Origin of the sequence: Binatus soli (SeqCode), from assembly GCF_050015535.1 — a bacterium.
GTDB lineage: Bacteria > Desulfobacterota > Binatia > Binatales > Binataceae > Binatus > Binatus soli.
In genome coordinates this window covers 1-16,200 of sequence record NZ_JBEKBF010000015.1, presented here as the reverse complement: position 1 = coordinate 16,200, position 16,200 = coordinate 1, and the positions used below count along the sequence as shown (strand labels likewise).

17 protein-coding genes and 1 pseudogene are annotated in these 16,200 nt (G+C 61.5%); 8 read left to right on the top strand and 10 right to left on the bottom strand.

The annotated features are described in order from the left end of the window. Window positions 1-14: 14 nt before the first annotated feature. From ABR989_RS12525 to moaC, 3 genes are all read right to left on the bottom strand, one after another. Entirely contained in the window at window positions 15-1,151 is a 1,137-nt protein-coding gene (locus tag ABR989_RS12525) for a WD40/YVTN/BNR-like repeat-containing protein (RefSeq protein ID WP_428129028.1), read from the bottom strand. Between the two features lie 317 nt (window positions 1,152-1,468). Further along, a complete protein-coding gene (locus ABR989_RS12520) occupies window positions 1,469-2,665 on the bottom strand; it encodes a class I SAM-dependent rRNA methyltransferase (RefSeq protein ID WP_428129026.1) in 1,197 nt (398 codons plus the stop codon). Then, window positions 2,650-3,189, bottom strand: a complete 540-nt coding sequence (gene moaC, locus ABR989_RS12515) for a cyclic pyranopterin monophosphate synthase MoaC (protein WP_428129024.1) — start codon at window positions 3,187-3,189, stop codon at window positions 2,650-2,652. Before moaC ends, ABR989_RS12520 begins: the two co-directional genes overlap by 16 nt. Window positions 3,190-3,294: 105 nt before the next feature. Between moaC and trxB the strand changes: the two genes are divergently transcribed. Beyond that, window positions 3,295-4,242 carry a thioredoxin-disulfide reductase gene (trxB, locus tag ABR989_RS12510; protein WP_428129021.1) on the top strand — a complete coding sequence of 316 codons (948 nt, stop codon included), beginning with the start codon at window positions 3,295-3,297 and terminating at the stop codon, window positions 4,240-4,242. 157 nt (window positions 4,243-4,399) lie between these two features. Then, entirely contained in the window at window positions 4,400-4,996 is a 597-nt protein-coding gene (locus ABR989_RS12505; RefSeq protein ID WP_428129020.1) for a hypothetical protein, read from the top strand. On the opposite strand, the gene ABR989_RS12500 is transcribed toward ABR989_RS12505, so the two are convergent. Then, window positions 4,953-5,129 carry a hypothetical protein gene (locus ABR989_RS12500; RefSeq protein ID WP_428129018.1) on the bottom strand — a complete coding sequence of 59 codons (177 nt, stop codon included), beginning with the start codon at window positions 5,127-5,129 and terminating at the stop codon, window positions 4,953-4,955. The two genes, ABR989_RS12505 and ABR989_RS12500, sit on opposite strands and share 44 nt — an antisense overlap. 312 nt (window positions 5,130-5,441) lie before the next feature. Here ABR989_RS12500 and ABR989_RS12495 point away from each other — a divergent pair, with 312 nt between their 5' ends. Next, window positions 5,442-6,212: a methyltransferase family protein gene (locus ABR989_RS12495; RefSeq protein WP_428129016.1), complete on the top strand. Its 771-nt coding sequence runs from the start codon at window positions 5,442-5,444 to the stop codon at window positions 6,210-6,212. A 278-nt stretch (window positions 6,213-6,490) separates the two neighbouring features. On the opposite strand, the pseudogene ABR989_RS12490 reads toward ABR989_RS12495, so the two are convergent. The 3 genes and pseudogenes from ABR989_RS12490 to lon form a co-directional block, all read right to left on the bottom strand. Beyond that, window positions 6,491-6,889, bottom strand: a pseudogene (locus ABR989_RS12490) (ribonuclease H family protein); the annotation flags it as partial. Between the two features lie 9 nt (window positions 6,890-6,898). After that, window positions 6,899-8,356, bottom strand: a complete 1,458-nt coding sequence (gene glgA / locus ABR989_RS12485) for a glycogen synthase GlgA (RefSeq protein WP_428129013.1) — start codon at window positions 8,354-8,356, stop codon at window positions 6,899-6,901. A 103-nt stretch (window positions 8,357-8,459) separates the two neighbouring features. After that, entirely contained in the window at window positions 8,460-10,946 is a 2,487-nt protein-coding gene (gene lon / locus ABR989_RS12480; protein ID WP_428129011.1) for an endopeptidase La, read from the bottom strand. A 149-nt stretch (window positions 10,947-11,095) separates the two neighbouring features. Here lon and ABR989_RS12475 point away from each other — a divergent pair, with 149 nt between their 5' ends. From ABR989_RS12475 to ABR989_RS12455, 5 genes are read left to right on the top strand one after another with little or no spacing between them, the layout of a single operon-like run. Further along, window positions 11,096-11,521, top strand: coding sequence for a DUF2203 domain-containing protein (locus ABR989_RS12475; RefSeq protein WP_428129009.1), 426 nt, complete (start codon window positions 11,096-11,098; stop codon window positions 11,519-11,521). A gap of 30 nt (window positions 11,522-11,551) precedes the next feature. Then, complete coding sequence (locus ABR989_RS12470; protein ID WP_428129007.1) at window positions 11,552-12,022, top strand: DUF4149 domain-containing protein; 471 nt, start codon at window positions 11,552-11,554, stop codon at window positions 12,020-12,022. Continuing rightward, window positions 12,015-12,779, top strand: a complete 765-nt coding sequence (locus ABR989_RS12465) for an HAD family hydrolase (RefSeq protein WP_428129005.1) — start codon at window positions 12,015-12,017, stop codon at window positions 12,777-12,779. Before ABR989_RS12470 ends, ABR989_RS12465 begins: the two co-directional genes overlap by 8 nt. Beyond that, on the top strand, window positions 12,779-13,189 hold the full coding sequence (locus ABR989_RS12460; protein WP_428129002.1) for a PaaI family thioesterase: 411 nt from the start codon (window positions 12,779-12,781) through the stop codon (window positions 13,187-13,189). Before ABR989_RS12465 ends, ABR989_RS12460 begins: the two co-directional genes overlap by 1 nt. 41 nt (window positions 13,190-13,230) lie before the next feature. Continuing rightward, window positions 13,231-13,995: a hypothetical protein gene (locus ABR989_RS12455; RefSeq protein WP_428129000.1), complete on the top strand. Its 765-nt coding sequence runs from the start codon at window positions 13,231-13,233 to the stop codon at window positions 13,993-13,995. A gap of 352 nt (window positions 13,996-14,347) precedes the next feature. Here ABR989_RS12455 and ABR989_RS12450 read toward each other — a convergent pair whose 3' ends face one another. From ABR989_RS12450 to ABR989_RS12440, 3 genes are all read right to left on the bottom strand, one after another. After that, complete coding sequence (locus ABR989_RS12450; RefSeq protein WP_428128998.1) at window positions 14,348-14,803, bottom strand: hypothetical protein; 456 nt, start codon at window positions 14,801-14,803, stop codon at window positions 14,348-14,350. Then, window positions 14,707-15,006, bottom strand: a complete 300-nt coding sequence (locus ABR989_RS12445) for a hypothetical protein (protein WP_428128996.1) — start codon at window positions 15,004-15,006, stop codon at window positions 14,707-14,709. The genes ABR989_RS12450 and ABR989_RS12445 overlap by 97 nt, the downstream gene beginning before the upstream one ends. A 600-nt stretch (window positions 15,007-15,606) precedes the next feature. Further along, window positions 15,607-15,825 carry a hypothetical protein gene (locus tag ABR989_RS12440; protein WP_428128994.1) on the bottom strand — a complete coding sequence of 73 codons (219 nt, stop codon included), beginning with the start codon at window positions 15,823-15,825 and terminating at the stop codon, window positions 15,607-15,609. Between the last annotated feature and the right edge of the window lie 375 nt (window positions 15,826-16,200).

The window sequence follows — 16,200 nt, the reverse complement described above, 5'->3', positions numbered from 1 at the left end:
TCGCGCGTTTGCGCTCAACCCTGGCACAAGCGCCAGGTCTTGCCGCCGTCCTCGGTGTAAAGGATGGTGCCGTAGCCGACGATCCATCCGTGCTGCGCGTCGAAGAACCGCACCTGGCTGAGCGGGAACGGTATCGCGGGCACGGTCGGATCATGCGCCCATGCGCCGTTGGACTGAAGGCGCAGCACGGCGCCCGTCAGTCCGGTAGTGATTCCCTGGTCGCCGGCAAACAGATCGATCGAGAACAGCGGATCGCGCGCTGGAATCTGCACCGCTCCCGGCACCAGCGTGTCAGGCTCCGCGCCCGGCTGGTCCGACTGATGGGCAAACCGCCAGCTCTTGCCGCCGTCGTCGGTCTGCACCACCCATCCCTCGAGTCCGCACGCCGCGCCATGCTTTTGATCGCGGAACGAGACGCTGAATAAAGTCGGCAGGATAAAATCGGCGAAGCGCGGATCGTCGCCGGGTCCGAGCGGACGTTTCCATTGCGCCACCAGCGGTTGCTGCTGCTCATCCCAGCTCTTGCCGCCATTTTCGGTCGCCCAGATTCGCCCCAACTCGCCGACCACCCATCCGTGATCGACGTCGAGGAAACTCGCACTGTACAGAATCGGCTCCTCGTACGGCAGCGCGTAGTCGGCCAGCTCCTGCGGAAAAAGCCGCTGCAACTGGCGCTTGATGAAACTCTCGCCGCCGTTGGTCGTGCTCATCACCAGCGCGCGGTCGCCGACAAAGAAGCCATGAAGCGCGTCGGGAAACGACAGGCCGAAAATGAACAGGTGGGTTCGCGAGTTGAGCCGCTCCCAGCTCTTGCCGCCGTCGCGCGTGCGCATCACGAGGCCGTCCTGCCCGCACAGGTAGCCGTTCTGATCGTCGGCCATCTGGATTCCGAAGATGCCCAGGCTGGTGCCGATGTCGATCCGCTTGAAATGACGGCCGCCGTCCTCGGTCAACAGCACCTTGCCCCGATCGCCGACGACAAATGCGCGCGTCGGGCTGGTCGGCCATACATCGAAAAACTTGTCGGTCAGCGTGATATTGGGAAGCGGCAACGGCGGGAGTGCAACTTGCCGATGACACGCAGCGGTCGCGAGCGCGATTAGAGCAAATAGGGTCTTGATTAAGCTGTATGCACGGAGGTTTCGCTCCATTCGGCCGATCCCGCGGAAAAATTTGCTCTATACTCAAGCAAACCCGGGGTCTTGGCAAGTCGCATTTTGCGCGCGAAGAATCGGGCCACTGCGGTTCCGTACCGCGCCCACCAGACGCGCAACGGACTCCTCCCACCGCCGCTGGGAACACCGTGTGTTATCGCGAATGCAATCTCTGAAGCTTCTGGAGGGGGAGCCAGTGACGGACGCTACAAGTGCGATTGCGAAGCGAATGTGGCGTTCGAGAGCGCTCGCCATCTTGCAGGTCACGGTGCCAAACGCTGCAACATGTTGCTTGCTGGGGCTTTTGAGCAGGATTACAGATCCGCCAGCAACAGGCCCGTCAGGTACTCGCCCTCTGCGTGACCGAGCAGCACAGGATGGTCCGGGCCAGGGCCGAGATGCGCAATCAAGCGAAGATTGCGGCCGGCATTGGACGCGGAAAATCGCACGGCGCGGACGAAATCCTCGGCGCGGAAATGCGTCGAGCACGAAAACGTCATCAGACGTCCGCCCGGCGCCAGCGCCCTCATCGCGACCGAGTTGAGTTCGACGTATAGCCGGCCCGCGCGCTCCGCATCGCCTCGGCTGCGCGCCAGCGGCGGCGGATCCAGCACGATCAGATCGAAGCGATCCGCCGTCTCGGCCATCAACTTGCCGGCTTCGCCGTGAACGAACTCGACGGCGGTGGCGGCATACCCGTTCAGTTCGAGATTTTGCCGCGCGATTTCGAGTGCCCGCGCGGACGTATCGACGGCGACGATCCGCGCGGCGCCGCCCGCAATCGCCGCGAGCGAGAATCCGCCCTGGTAGCAGAAAGCGTCGAGCACCCGCGCATCGGACGCGATCCCGCCGGCAATCGCGCGGTTGTCGCGCTGATCCAAAAAATAGCCGGTCTTCTGCCCGTGCTCGAAATCTATCTTGATTTTAATTCCGTTCTCGGCCGCGATCGTCCCGGTCACGGGTTCGCCGGCTAAAATCGCGGCGTAGTCGTCGAGGCCTTCCTGCTTTCGCACCGCGCCGTGGCTTCGTTCGATGATCGAGCGCGGATGAAGCAGTTCGCCCAGCGCGGCAACAATCGTCGCGCGCATCCGGTCCGCGCCGGCGGTCAGGATTTGCACGACGAGGACATCGTCGAATCGATCGATGACCACGCCTGACAGCCCGTCGCCGGCACCGTTCACGAGGCGGTACGAATTCGTATCGTCGCGGATGAAACGGCGGCGGATTTCAAGCGCGCCGCCGAGCCGGCGCGCAACCAGCTCTTCGATTGCGGGCGCCTCTCCCCACGCCAGCATCCGGATCGCGATCGTGGTCGCAGGGTTGCAGTAACCCATGCCGAGCAGCACGCCCGATGCGTCGTGCACTGTGACGGGAGCGCCGGCTTCGATCGAGCGCGGTTCAATCCGATCGATCGCTTGCGAGAAGATCCACGGATTTCCGCCGCGGACCGGTCCTTCCCTGCCGCGCTTGAGGACCGCGCGCGCAATTGGCGCGCTCACCGCGCCGGCCATGGCTGTTCGCCGGCGCGGGCGAAGTCGCCGCTGCGGCCGCCGCGTTTAGCGACCAGCCGGATTGCGCCGATTTCCATCGCGCGATCGATAGCCTTGGCCATGTCATAAATCGTCAATGCCGCCGCACTCACTGCGACCATTGCTTCCATTTCGACACCGGTGCGCGCGTCGGTGACTGTGCGCGCCTGGATTTGCAGTGCAGAGTTGGAAGAATCGGGCGTGAAATCGATCTCGACGACTTCGAGCGGGATCTGATGGCAGAGCGGAATCATCTCATGCGTGCGTTTCGCCGCCATTATTCCCGCGATGCGCGCCGCCGCCAGCGCCTCGCCTTTTTTGAGTTTCCCCCCAACTATCGCTTGAAGGGTCGCCGGCGCCATCCGGACCTGGCCGCGCGCGATCGCCTCGCGCCGCGTTACCGGTTTTTGGCCGACATCGACCATCCGGATTCGCCCGCGGGCATCGAGATGCGTCAGGCGCGCGGAGACGGCGCGCGGCTTTTGGGATTGTTTCTTGCCCGCCATTGTAAGGAAGTGGTTAGAGCTTATGTTGACCGCGCGCGAATATACAATAAACTCTTGATTCCCAGTTCAACAAAACATCTCAAACCATTGCGCAGGGCAGGTTATATGGCTGACGAAATCAACAAGGTCGTAATCCTCGGTTCCGGTCCCGCCGGACTAACCGCGGCGCTCTATACCGCGCGCGCCAATCTCAGTCCGCGGCTGATCGAGGGGAATGAACCCGGCGGCCAACTCACCATCACCACGGAGGTCGAGAACTATCCGGGCTTCGAGCATGGCATCCAGGGCCCCGAGATGATGGACGTGTTCCGGCGCCAGGCGACTCGCTTCGGCACGCGTTTCATGACCGGCGCAGTGACCGAGGCGCGCCTGGGCAAGCGGCCTTTTGAACTCATGGTGGACGGCAAAATGGTCAAGGCCGAGGCCGTGATCATTTCGACCGGCGCGTCGGCAAAGCTGCTCGGAATCGAATCGGAAAAACGCTTGATGGGTTACGGCGTGAGCGCATGCGCCACCTGCGACGGCGCATTCTTCAAAGACAAGGAAGCCATCGTGGTTGGCGGCGGAGATACCGCGCTGGAGGAAGCGAACTTCCTGACCAGATTCGTCACCAAAGCCACGATCGTGCATCGCCGCGACGCGCTGCGTGCATCGAAGATCGTGCAGGATCGCGCGCGCCGCAATCCGAAGATCGCGTTCATCTGGGATTCGGCAATCGACGAGATTTTTGGCGACCCCAAAAACGGCGTGAGCGGCGTCAGGTTGAAAAATCTCAAGACCGGCGCGACCACCGACCACAAGACCGACGCCGTCTTCGTCGCGATCGGTCATCAGCCAAACACCGCGCTCTTCAAAGGCCAGCTCGCGATGGACGAGGTCGGCTATCTGAAAGTGAAAGCGGGATCGACTTACACCAACATCGAGGGCGTGTTCGCCGCCGGCGACGTCGCCGACAGCGTGTATCGTCAGGCGGTCACAGCCGCGGGCACGGGATGCATGGCGGCGATCGACGCGGAGCGCTGGCTGGAAGCGCAAGAAGCCGGCCGGCGATGACTTCGCGCATATGCCGAACTTCATCCTGCGCGGACTCAAGGTACGCGCGGCTCGCGCGCACCGGCGCGCTTGATTTCGACCCGGTCGTTTGATCCAGTGCAAGAGCGGGCTGCGCGCCAGTGATGCCTCCCTGTCATAGAGAGCTTGCGGTACCGCGATGATCGGCAGCGAATTCCTGACGTGGCTGCATCTGTGCGCGATGGCGGCATACGTCGGCGCGCAGTTCGCGGTCATCTATATGCTGATCCCGGCCGCGGAGACCGCGCCCAACGAGGCGGCGCGGCGCGCGAGCCTGATCGCCGGGTTCAAGTTCTACAACCCGTTCACGATCGCGGTGCTGGGAGTTATTGTGATTAGCGGTGCGACGCGCCTGACGGACTTGAAAGCGTCGATGAAGTTCGACTACTTCGCGCGTATCGGTTCGGCGCTCGAGCTGAAGCTGGCGCTCGCCTTCGTTCTCATCTTGATCCAGACCTACATCACGTTCGGACTGGCATTCAGAATCGGCCGGCAGGAAGAGGTGGCCGCACACGGCGACGGCGAGGCGTTTACCGTCGAACAGCTGAACTCGATGCTGCGGCGAATTCGCGCGATGGCATGGTTCACGATCATGCTGGCGGCCGCGGTCATCTGGGTGTCACTCACGATGGTATCGCGAGCGGTGGGTGAGCCCGCCACCGCGTCCCCTACCGTAGCTTCTTCGGACGATTTCACGCCAGCGCGAGCAGCGAGCCCAGGATGTACACGACGGTGATGATGCCGAAAATCGCGCCCGGGATTTCATTCAGCATGTTGTACTGTGCGAGCCGAGTCACATCGCTGACGGCAGCCGTCTGGTCGATCGATGCGATTCCCGCGAGTCTTGCTTCGTTGGTCGTTGCGTTCATTTTCAGGTCCTCCCGTATTCAGTTACTGACTGGGATAACGCAACTCACGTGCCAGTCTAAAGCTCTCGATTTGACGACGCTTTTTCCAGCCAACCACTCACTCGAAGCAGTTCACGCTATAAAAAATGCTTCAAATTCAATATCTTAAGTGCGGTAGCAGAATGCGAGAGAGAATTCGCCAATTTTCGATATTCGCGGTAAATTTCCTTATTCGCGAATCAGCGCAATCGGCCAGCTGCACCTATCTCACTGCGGCTCGGCTCTCGCTTGGTCCCTCTTTGATCATCTCAATACATCTGCAAAAGTGGCGTGATGGCGAGTGAAATGAATCAGGACGCGCCCCAGTCCAACGGCAAGGCGACCGGAGGGTTGAAGCCGCCCACCGCGTTGCTCGCAGCCGACGCTGCCGCGCCGGGCGCGCATCCGCATTTCATCCGCAGCCTGGCGCTGCGTTTCGCGGAGGCGGCGATCTTCCTGACAGCCGTCGTCGGCGCGATCGCGATGGGACTCGGAATCACCGCCTACTTTGCCGAGCATCACTATGTGCTCGCATACCTGGCGGCATATGCGGGCTTTTGCTTTGCCGATTTGATTGTGCGCGAAGACGCCGAGGACAGTCCCGCACACGAAGAACTCAGCCAGCGGATCGCCGTGCAGCTTCCAATCCTCGTGACGTTTGCGGCGGCGCCGTTCGAGCGCACTTATCTTTACGGCGGCTCAGCGCCCGCATTCGTCAGCGCGCTTGGACTGCTGATCGCACTGTGGGGGATGTGGCTGGCGCTTGGCGCGCGCGTTCAGCTCGGATTTTTTACTTCGGGCAGAACGGCCGAGCATCCGGTGCTCGTCAAGCGCGGCTTTTATCGTTACGTCAGGCATCCGATCTACGCGGGTACATATTTGGTAACGTTCGGATGGCCGCTCATCTACGGAGCGCCGATCACCGCGATCCTGACGCTGATCGTCGGAGCGATTTTCTTGAGTCGACGAATGAAGTCCGAAGAGGCCGCGATGCGCGCGCTATTTGGCGAAGAGTACGACGCCTACATGCGCGAGACGGACGCGTTGGTTCCGTCGATCTGGTAACGCCCATTCCGCCAGCGCCATCGAAAAGAACGAGAACGATCGCTTCAGCCACGGCGTGCTTCAAGCTGGCAGCGGGCGTGCGAGCAGAAGTCGTTTTCGTTGTCGTCGCCGAGGCTGACAAACTTCGCGCCGCAGGCCGTGCATTCGCGAATCGATTCGCCGGGCTTGAGCCGCGCCGCGAGCTCGGCGGTCTCGGCTGAGTCGTCGGTCTTCGAGCCTCGCGCGATACGTCGCGTCCGCGGCCTCTCCGGCAACGCTCCATCGGCGATCAGCCGGCCATTCGCACCCATCATGGCGAGTTCGTCGGCGCGATTATTGATCGGATCGGTGTCGTGTCCGCGAACCCATTCGAATCGCACGCGTCGCGCCGCCGTTTCGGCGTCGAGCAGTTCCCACAAATCGTGATTCTTGTTGCGCTTGTAATGAAGCATCATCGAATTGACGACGTACCTGCTGTCACTGCGGATAACAACGTGGGCGCCGCGTTCGGTCGCGCGCAAACCCTCGATCGCGCCCATCAATTCCATTCGGTTGTTGGTGGTTGAAGGATGGTGGCCGTTAAGTTCGGTCACAACGCCATCGGGATCTTGCACCACGACGCCCCATCCGCCCGGCCCCGGGTTACCGATGCAGGAGCCGTCGGCGTAAACGAGATATTCGCGAGGCGCGGTTGCCACGGCCGGATTCTAGCTGAGGCCGCGATCTTTTCGCAGCCGCGTGAACCACGCGACGTATTGCCCAACAGCCCGCTCCCACGAGAAATCCGCCGCAAAGCAATTTTGCATCAGCCGCCGCCACGTCGTGCGCTCCCCGAACGTCGCCACCATCCGGCCTAGCGCCGCGACCATTTCAGCCGCGTCGAACTTGTCGAATACGAAACCGTTGCCGGTCGCGCGCCGGGGATCGAAGTCACTTACCGTGTCGCGCAGTCCTCCGGTGGCGCGGGCCACGGGCACCGTGCCATAGCGCAACGCGTACATCTGCGTGAGTCCGCACGGTTCGAATCGCGACGGCATCAGGAGAGCGTCGCTGCCAGCCTGGATTCGATGCGCGAGCGTGTCGTTGAACTCGATTATTGCTCGAAGTTTTTCAGGGTAGCGTGACTCTGCCTGTTTGAAGAATTTCTCGAGCACCGGATCGCCGCTCGCGAGCATGACGAGTTGCAAATCCAGGTGCATCACGGCGTCGAGCGCGTCTCCGAGCAGGTCAACGCCTTTTTGCCCGGTCATGCGGGTGACCATCCCGACCATCGGCCAATGCTCGCGGTTCGGCAGACCGAGTGAATCGCGCAACGCGCGCGCGCATGCACGCTTGCCGTCGGGTTTCGCGGGCGTGTAAGTCGCGGCGATGGCGCGGTCGGTGGCGGGATTCCACTCATTGTAGTCGGCGCCGTTGAGGATTCCCACGAAATCTTCGCCCTTGTCGCGGAGCACCCCCTCCAGTCCAAAGCCGAGTTCCGGGTCCGTAGTCACTTCGTGCGCGTAGGAGGGGCTCACGGTTGAGGCGCCGTCGCACAGAACGATAGCGCCCTTCATCAGATTCAAGTGGCCGTAAAATTCCAGGTAATCGACCGAAAAATACGGCGCGCCGATATTGAGCAGCGCGAAGTCCTCGCGTTTGCCGATACCCTGGAAGGCAAGATTGTGAATCGTGAAGATCGAGAGCGCCTTCTCGAACCGGGGGCGAAGAGCGTTGTCGGCGCGCATCGCAATCGGCACGGCGGCCGAATGCCAATCGTGAGCGTGTACTACGTCCGGCGCGACTATCTCTGCGGCTGCGACGGCGGCGGCGCGGCCAAAGAAGACAAAGCGCCGCATGTTGTCGGGATAGTCGTTGCCGTTCTCGCCATAGATTCCGCGCCGGGCGAAAAATCCAGGATGATCGATCAGGTACATCGGCACGCCATGCTGATCGGCCGCACGCAACACCGAAAAACGTTCGACGCCGGTACCGAATCGCATCGGGATATCGCGCACGACCGGCGAATTCTCGACGTTGTCCACAATCGACGCGTAACCGGGCACGATCAGCGACGGTTCCTCGCCGGCCGCCTTCAATGCCCCTGGCAGCGCGCCGATCACGTCGGCGAGACCGCCGGCTTTTGCGTGAGGAGCGGCTTCCGCCGCAACGATCGCTATCTTCACGAGATCAGATTTCCGCGGGCCCGGTGGCCGTCAAAAACATACGCGCTGCGGCTGGACCGTTCCAACATCGCAGCGCATCATTTTCCAAATTATGCCGAGCTGATTAGTTCAGGACCGTGCGCTCGGTCCGCGCCGCCGCCGGCGTGGGCGCGGCCGCGGGAGTGGGCGCCGCCGCCTCCGCCGCGGGAGCGGGTGCGGGCGCGGGTGCAGCCTGCACGGCGTCGCCGTCACGCAGCGCGTGCCGAATGACCTCATCGACCGTATCGACGAAAATCATTTCGAGCTCTTTGCGCACTTCGGGCTGGATGTCATCGAGGTCGCGCTCGTTGCGGCGCGGCAGAATGATCGTCTTGATCCCGGCGCGCCTTGCCGCGAGCACCTTCTCCTTGATTCCGCCGACCGGCAGCACCTTGCCGCGCAGCGTTATCTCGCCGGTCATCGCGACGTCGGATCGCACCGGCCGGCCGCTGAGCAACGACGCCAGCGACGCCGCGATCGTCACGCCGCCCGACGGCCCATCCTTGGGAATCGCTCCGGCGGGAACGTGAACGTGGATGTCGGATTTCTCGAAAAAGTCCGGCGCGATTCCCAGCTCCGCCGCGTGGGTGCGCACGTAAGAAAGCGCGGCCTGCGCCGATTCCTTCATCACGTCGCCGAGCGAGCCGGTAAGGTTGAGACCTTTCTGCCCTGACATCCGGGTGCTCTCGATGAACATTATCTCGCCGCCGTTGGGCGTCCATGCCAGCCCGGTCGCAACCCCCGGCTCCTGCGTGCGTTCGGCGACCTCGGAAAAGAAGCGCGGCGCGCCGAGATAGCGTTGCACGTCGGCTCCGGAAACGATCGTGGGCGCCGTTTCGCCCTCGGTTATCGAACGCGCGATCTTGCGGCAGACGCGCGCGATCTCGCGCTCGAGATTTCTAAGCCCGGCCTCGCGCGTATAGCTGTGGATGATCTCGCGCAGCGCCTCCTCAGAGAATTCGATCTTCCGATCGCCGAGTCCGTTTTCATAGAGTTGCTTGGGGATCAGGTGCCGCTGCACGATTTGCAGCTTCTCTTCCTCGGTGTATCCCGGCAGCTCGAGCACTTCCATCCGGTCGCGCAGCGCGTGCGGAACCGGGTCGAGCACGTTGGCGGTGGTCAGGAACAGCACTTTGGAAAGATCGAACGGCACGTCCAGGTAATGATCCGAGAACGTGTTGTTCTGTTCCGGATCGAGCACCTCGAGCAGCGCCGACGCCGGGTCGCCGCGGAAGTCCATGCCGAGCTTGTCCACTTCGTCGAGGATGAACAGCGGGTTGTTCGAGCCCGCGTTGCGAAGCCCCTGGATGATTCGGCCCGGCAACGATCCGATGTAAGTGCGGCGATGGCCGCGAATCTCGGCCTCGTCGCGGATGCCGCCGAGCGACAGGCGCACGAATTTGCGGCCGAGCGCGCGCGCGATCGACTTGCCCAGCGAGGTTTTGCCCGTGCCCGGAGGCCCGACGAAGCACAGGATGGGTCCCTTGGTGTCGTTCTTGAGCTTGCGCACCGCGAGAAACTCGAGGATGCGTTCCTTTATTTTTTCGAGGTCGTAGTGGTCCTCGTCGAGCACCTGGCGCGCGTGGCGAATGTCGAGATTGTCCTCGGTGGAGGCGCCCCACGGCAGGCTGACCAGCCAGTCGAGATAGGTGCGCACGACAGTGTGCTCCGCCGACTCGGGCGGGATCATCTTGAGGCGCTCAAGTTCCTTGTCCGCGACTTTGCGCGCCTCGGGCGACATTTTCGCCTCTTCGATCTTCTTTTCGATCTCCTCGACTTCGGAAGTGCGCGCGTCGCCCTCGCCCAGCTCCTTCTGAATCGCCTTGAGCTGCTGGCGCAGATAATACTCGCGTTGATTTTTGTTGAGCTCGGTCTGAACCTGGGACTGAATCTTATGGCCGAGTTCGAGCATCTCGATCTCGCGGCCCAGAATCGCGATGAGCTTTTCCAGCCGCGCGCGAACGTCGAGCGTCGCGAGGAGATCCTGCCCCTCTTCGATCGGAATCTTCAGATAAGAGGCGACCATGTCGGCAAGCCGGCTGGCCTCCTTCACCTGCATCGCCATCACCTGCAATTCGTCGGGCAGGTACGGCACCAGCGAGACGAACTTGGAAAACTGGCTCACCAGATGCGCATGGAGCGCGTCGATTTCCCGGTCGGAGGAAACCGGCTCGTTGAGCCGCTTCACGTGCGCGAGGAAGTACGGCTCGCGCTGGGTGAACTGGCCGAGTTCGATTCGCGCCAATCCCTGCACCAGCACACGTACGCTCTGATCCGGATAGCGCAACATCTTGAGGATGCGCACCGCGGTGCCGAGTTGGAACAATCCCTCGGGCGCGGGCTGCTCGTCTTCCGGGTTTTTTTGCGCCGCCAGCGCGATCACCTTCGAGGTCTGACCGCAGTCCTCGATCAACTTGAGCGACGACGGCCGCGAAACCAGGAACGGATGAATCTGACTCGGGAAAATCACGATGCCGCGCAACGGCAGCACCGGCAGGATCTCGGGAATCTCGGCCTTGCTCAGATCCTCTTCAATCTCGAAACGTTTTTCCCCTTTGGGTTTATCTGCCATAGGTCAATCGAACCTCGTAGGGGCAAACCCCGCCACGCCTTCCACGCAACCCAAATTTCACCGTAATATACAGTTGTGGCGCGGACAAGGTCACCTCTTGGATAAGAAGTTAATCACGGTGACCGGCTCGCGCTACTGATGAGGAAACATTGTCTAATATTGGGTTCGATAAGCTATTCAGCGAGGAAGAAGCCAACGAGCTGATTCCGCGTCTGGAAATTCTGATGCGCCAACTGCAGATGCAGGCGACGTCGTTGCGCACACGGATCGACGAATTATCGGTCACCGATCCCTCGATCCTGCACTGCACGATGAACGAAATCGTCGGGCGTTATCCCGAGCTGCGGTCGTTCGCGACCAACATGGCCGACGCCGCCGCGCAAATCGAATCGTTCGGATGCATCCTCAAGGATATCGAGATGGGGCTGATTGATTTTCCCTATGACGCGGACGACGAAGTTGTTTTCCTATGCTGGCAGTTCGGCGAGCCGCGCGTCGTCGCATGGCACAGCATCAACAGTGGATTTTCCGAGCGCCAGCCGCTGCCCGGCGCGCCGAACCGCTGGCTCAACTGACCAGCGAACAGCAGGAATTCTGACAGCCAAATGATTTTAACTTTGTCGATTTACCTGGCCGCACTTGGATGCTGGCTCGGCGGAATCGTTTTCTTCTCGTTTTTCACCGCGCCGGCGGTTTTCACGCGTCTGCCGACAGCCGAGGCCGGCCAGCTGATCAGCGCAATCTTCCCGCGCTACTACATGCTCGGCTACGTCGCGGGAACGGTGAGCTTCATCCTCGCGGTGTATTTCACCGCCGTGCGCGGACCGCGGATGTGGTGGGGCGCCACCACGGTCGCGTTGGCAATCGCGCTCGGAATTACCTTTTATGCCGGCACGGTCATTCTGCCGCGAGCCGACGCCATCCGCAGCGTCACCGAAGATCCAAATCCCGACGCTGCCCGCAAGGCGGAGTTCGACCGGCTGCACCACATGTCGGTGATTCTCAATGGCACCGTGCTGCTGTTGAATCTCGCCGCAATCGTGGGCACTTCGGGAGCGTTGACCGCGCGTGGCTGAGCATCGTTACAAGGCGGTCGTGATCGATTTATTCGACACGCTCGTCAACTGGAATGTCGAAGCGCTGCCGCTCATGCAATGGCGCGGGCGCGAAATTCGAAGCACGACTCCCCTGCTCTTCTCCGCGCTGGAAACGGCGCTCGGCGAGCGCTTCGACCGCGACACCTTCGCAGAGGCACACGCATCGGTTTACAGCGAGATATTCACCGAGCGAGCGAAGGCGGACGCGATCGAGACTACCTGCTTCGAGCGCTTCTCGCGCACGCTCAAACTGCTCGGCGTCGACGAGGACCGGGCAGCGCCCCTGGCCGAAAGCCTGCGCCGAATCCACATGGGACGGGTGCGCGAGGTCACCTGGGCGCCGAAGCCGCGAATCGACGCGATGAAAAGAATCGCCAGGCATCTGCGCGTCGGCTTGATCTCGAACTTCGACGATTCCGAGACCGGCCACCTCATCATGCATGACACCGGCATCCGCGAGCTCTTCGACGCCGTGATTATCTCGGCCGACACCGGCTACCGAAAACCCAACCCGCTCATCTTCAAAAAAATTCTCGACCTGATGGGGCTCGCGCCCGCCGATATCCTGTTCGTCGGCGATACTCCGCTCGACGACGTGCTGGGCAGCAAAGGCGTCGGGATGCATTCGGCGTGGATTCGCACGCGCGATCGCGAGCTGCCCGAGGGAATTCCTGCGCCCGACATCGTCATCTCGGACCTCGCGGAACTGCCCGACGCGCTTGGTTTGCAAGAATAGTGGCCGATCACGATCGAAGCCGCTTTGTCCGGGCGCTTGAAAGCGCGCCGTTCGCCGCGATGCTCGGGCTGAAGATCGAATCCGCCGCCGACGGCGCGGCGTTGGTGCGGATGCCATTCGACTTGCGGCTGCTCAACGAAGGCGGCCGGACCGCTCCCATTCACGGCGGCGCGATTGCCTCGCTGGCCGACGTTGCTGCATGCGCCGCGGTGTGGACTCTCGCCGAGACCGTACGCACCGCGACCATCTCGATCACGGTGAACTACACGGGCTTCGCCGTGAATTCCGACCTGACCGCCCGCGCCCGGGTGAAGCGGACGGGCAAGCGCATCGCCAGCCTGAGCGTCGAAATCGCCGACGCGTCCGACGCCCTCATCGCCGACGCGCTCGTCACCTACAAGATCGCCTAGCAAGATCGCTTGGCTCAATCCGGTCGCATACACTTGAACTGGTGTCATCGACTCTGGATAAAATCCGCCACGCCGCCGCGCCGCACGGACTCAATCTGGTCGCGGCGACTCCCGTGGCGCGCTACGACAACGAAGCCTCTATCAAGGGAATTGCGCGCGCCTCGGCGATCGATCCCCATGCACGCTCGATCGTCGTCATCGGCAATGGCGGCGGCGCGCTCTGGGATGCGCTCAAATCCCACGCGGCGCGCCATCCGCGATGGTGGGATCTTGAAAATCCGCTCGACGAATTCACTCGCGAAGTTGTCGAGCGCGACGTGGCCGGCCCCCTTCGCGCATCGGGCGCGCGATGCACCACCGTTTACCCGTTCATGAACAGCGGCCGCACGCTCAACTTCATCGAGCTGGGCAAGGTCGCGGGAGTCGCCGGGCCGAGCATCCTCGGCGTCACCGTGCATCCTGTATATGGACCGTGGATCGCATTTCGCGCCGCGCTCCTGCTCGACGAGGAGCTTGATTCACCGGGCGACGCGGTCGGCTTCGATCCGTGCCCCCGATGCACCGCGCGCACTTGTATTCCCGCGTGCCCGGCCGGCGCGGTAAGGGCAGATTCGGGATGGGACATCCCCAAATGCCTGACGCATCGCGTCGAAGTCGAGGCGGATTGCACGCCGCAATGCCACGCGCGGGCGGGATGCGTGCTCGGCCCCGAGCATCGTTACCCCGCCGACGAACTCGCCTATCATCAGATGCGCGCGCTGCGCTCGATGCGTCCGTACTACATCTCCCAGCTCAAACCCCGTTGAGAAACAGCTTGAGTCTGGCAACCTGAAGAGCGCAACGGGCGTGATTCTTTTCAGCGACGCGGATTTGCTTCGCGTCACGGCGAAGAAAACCCAACGCGGCCAGCGTGGGCGCGATTGTGGACGGCCAATTGGGCGGAAAAGAACAATTTCTACCTTCCGTTGTGGTTTTGTGACGGCTACGCTCTAGGGCTAGTTTCGTTCCGTCAAAAATTATTCCTGCCGCAAGTGCGGCTCGCCCGACTTCGGGCGAGCCGGGCGAGTACGGGACATCCTGGCGGTTGACCATACCGTACGCATAGCACGCCAAATCCGGCGGGGGCAGGATGAACTAGTTCATCCCGTTGATCGAAACCTAATGAGTGCCTGACTTTCTCGCCCTCTGCCAAACGCCGCGCTGCATGGCCTGCCACATCGCCTCGATGACAGCGGGCGAGGTGAAGTGAGCGTTCGGTGTCGAGGCGCGCGCGGCTTCGTATTCGTCCTTGGTCAGAAGTTCACGGAGTTGGTTCGCGACCGGCTGCCATTCCTGCGGCGGGTACGGGCGAAAGGCACCCGGCATCGCGCCCCATCCCGCGTAGCGGACGAGGATGGATTTTCCCGCTTCGGTCGCGTCGCGGTTTTCTGTTTCGATCAGTTTGAGGGTGCGGATGGCGTCGATGTTGGCGAGGGCTTTTTCCCGGAGGCTGCCCTCGCCGATGTGATGGGCTGAGGTTATCCGGAAGTCGCGGGCGGGTGTTTCTTCTTTCTCGGTCTCGAGTCCGCGAACGATCGTTGCGGCGGGCGGTCCTCGCTCGGCGGGAAGGTCCATTCGCGCGTCACCGTCTCCCACGCCGCCTGGTAGTCCATTTTCCAGACCGAGATCAGTTCGTACAGGAGGTCCCCTGCCCGCTCCTGAGTTTCGTGGAGCGTCTGCTCCAGTTGATGGTTGCTCTGGAGTTCGGCCAGCATCTTCGGGTGATGCGTCTGCCAGTGCTTGAGAATCATCTGGCCCAATCGGTTCGAGTCGTGCATCGGTGGCCTCCGGTTCTGGGGTGGTAAGTTCTTCCGCCGCTCTGGTGAAATCCGCTGGTCTGCCGGCGAAGAGATCGAGCTGCGAATAGTTGCGCGGCGGCCGGCGGAACCCTCTGCCCTGGTATGGAGTCGAAGCCATTCGTCGGAAGTTCCCTCCGTCAGCTCCGGCGGAACACAAACGCCGGGTCGCTACGGGTACGAGAAACTCACGGTTGTTGCTTACGCGGAATATTATCAACCAAAAGTTTTGAGGAATGGTTAAGCCCCTGAGGACACGGCTCTATCGGGGTGTTTTTGGCGAGGAGGAAAAGCGCGCAGCTAAGGGATGAGTGCCTGAGAACGCGGTCGGGAAAGGAGTCAGTTTCGGTGTTTCCGTACCAAGGCAAAGCAGAACGCGCCGGTTGCGGTGCCTTGGAAAGCCTTTGGACTCAAATCCGGGCTCAAACTTTGCGTTTGCAAACTGCGTGGTCTTGGTACTAGTTTGAATCGGGTTTCAAAACAGAAATTCCGCCTAATGTCGGCTTAGACTACGGCCGGGAAGAGGAGGCGAACATGCAAACAGCAGAGAAAACTACAACGACCACCGAAAAGCGCGGCCGATCAGAGAAGCATATCAAAACGGCGGGACGAGGCGCTGCAATCCCGGTCAAGTTCATTAAACAGCGAGTTTCCGTTAATTCTTCGCTCTTTGCTTTCCTTGCCAAGGGAAACAGCCACTGTCCATCCTAAACGGACGGTGCGGCGATGGGAAAATCTTCGCCGCTTTTCCGGGTTGCACGACACGAACACCTCGGATTGTGCGCCTACAGTGACGGGCATCTATGTTTAATATCTGAAGTGCCCGCGGGGTGGAGGGTTGTCGATAATCGTAGGGAAAGCGACCGGAAATTCATCGGCGCTCCCGTATATGTGGAGTATTTCCCCTTTTTGCAGTGCAACTTCAGGTGCCGGTTCTGTTTCTTCAGCGAATCCGAGTTATCTCAGCGAACGGGTCCAGACCTTGTCGAGGAAGTCACTGCTGGACTTCTGGATTATTGTTATCGTCACGGAGTCTACGAGATTTATCTCCTAGGGAACCTCTGCATAAGTTGATCGATTGGTGTACAAAGGAACTGGTTGAGTGGCGGATGAGGAGGTGCGGTGATGGGTAATCAGCGGACGTTTGCTTCGGTGGCTTGGACGCAGAAAGGAAAG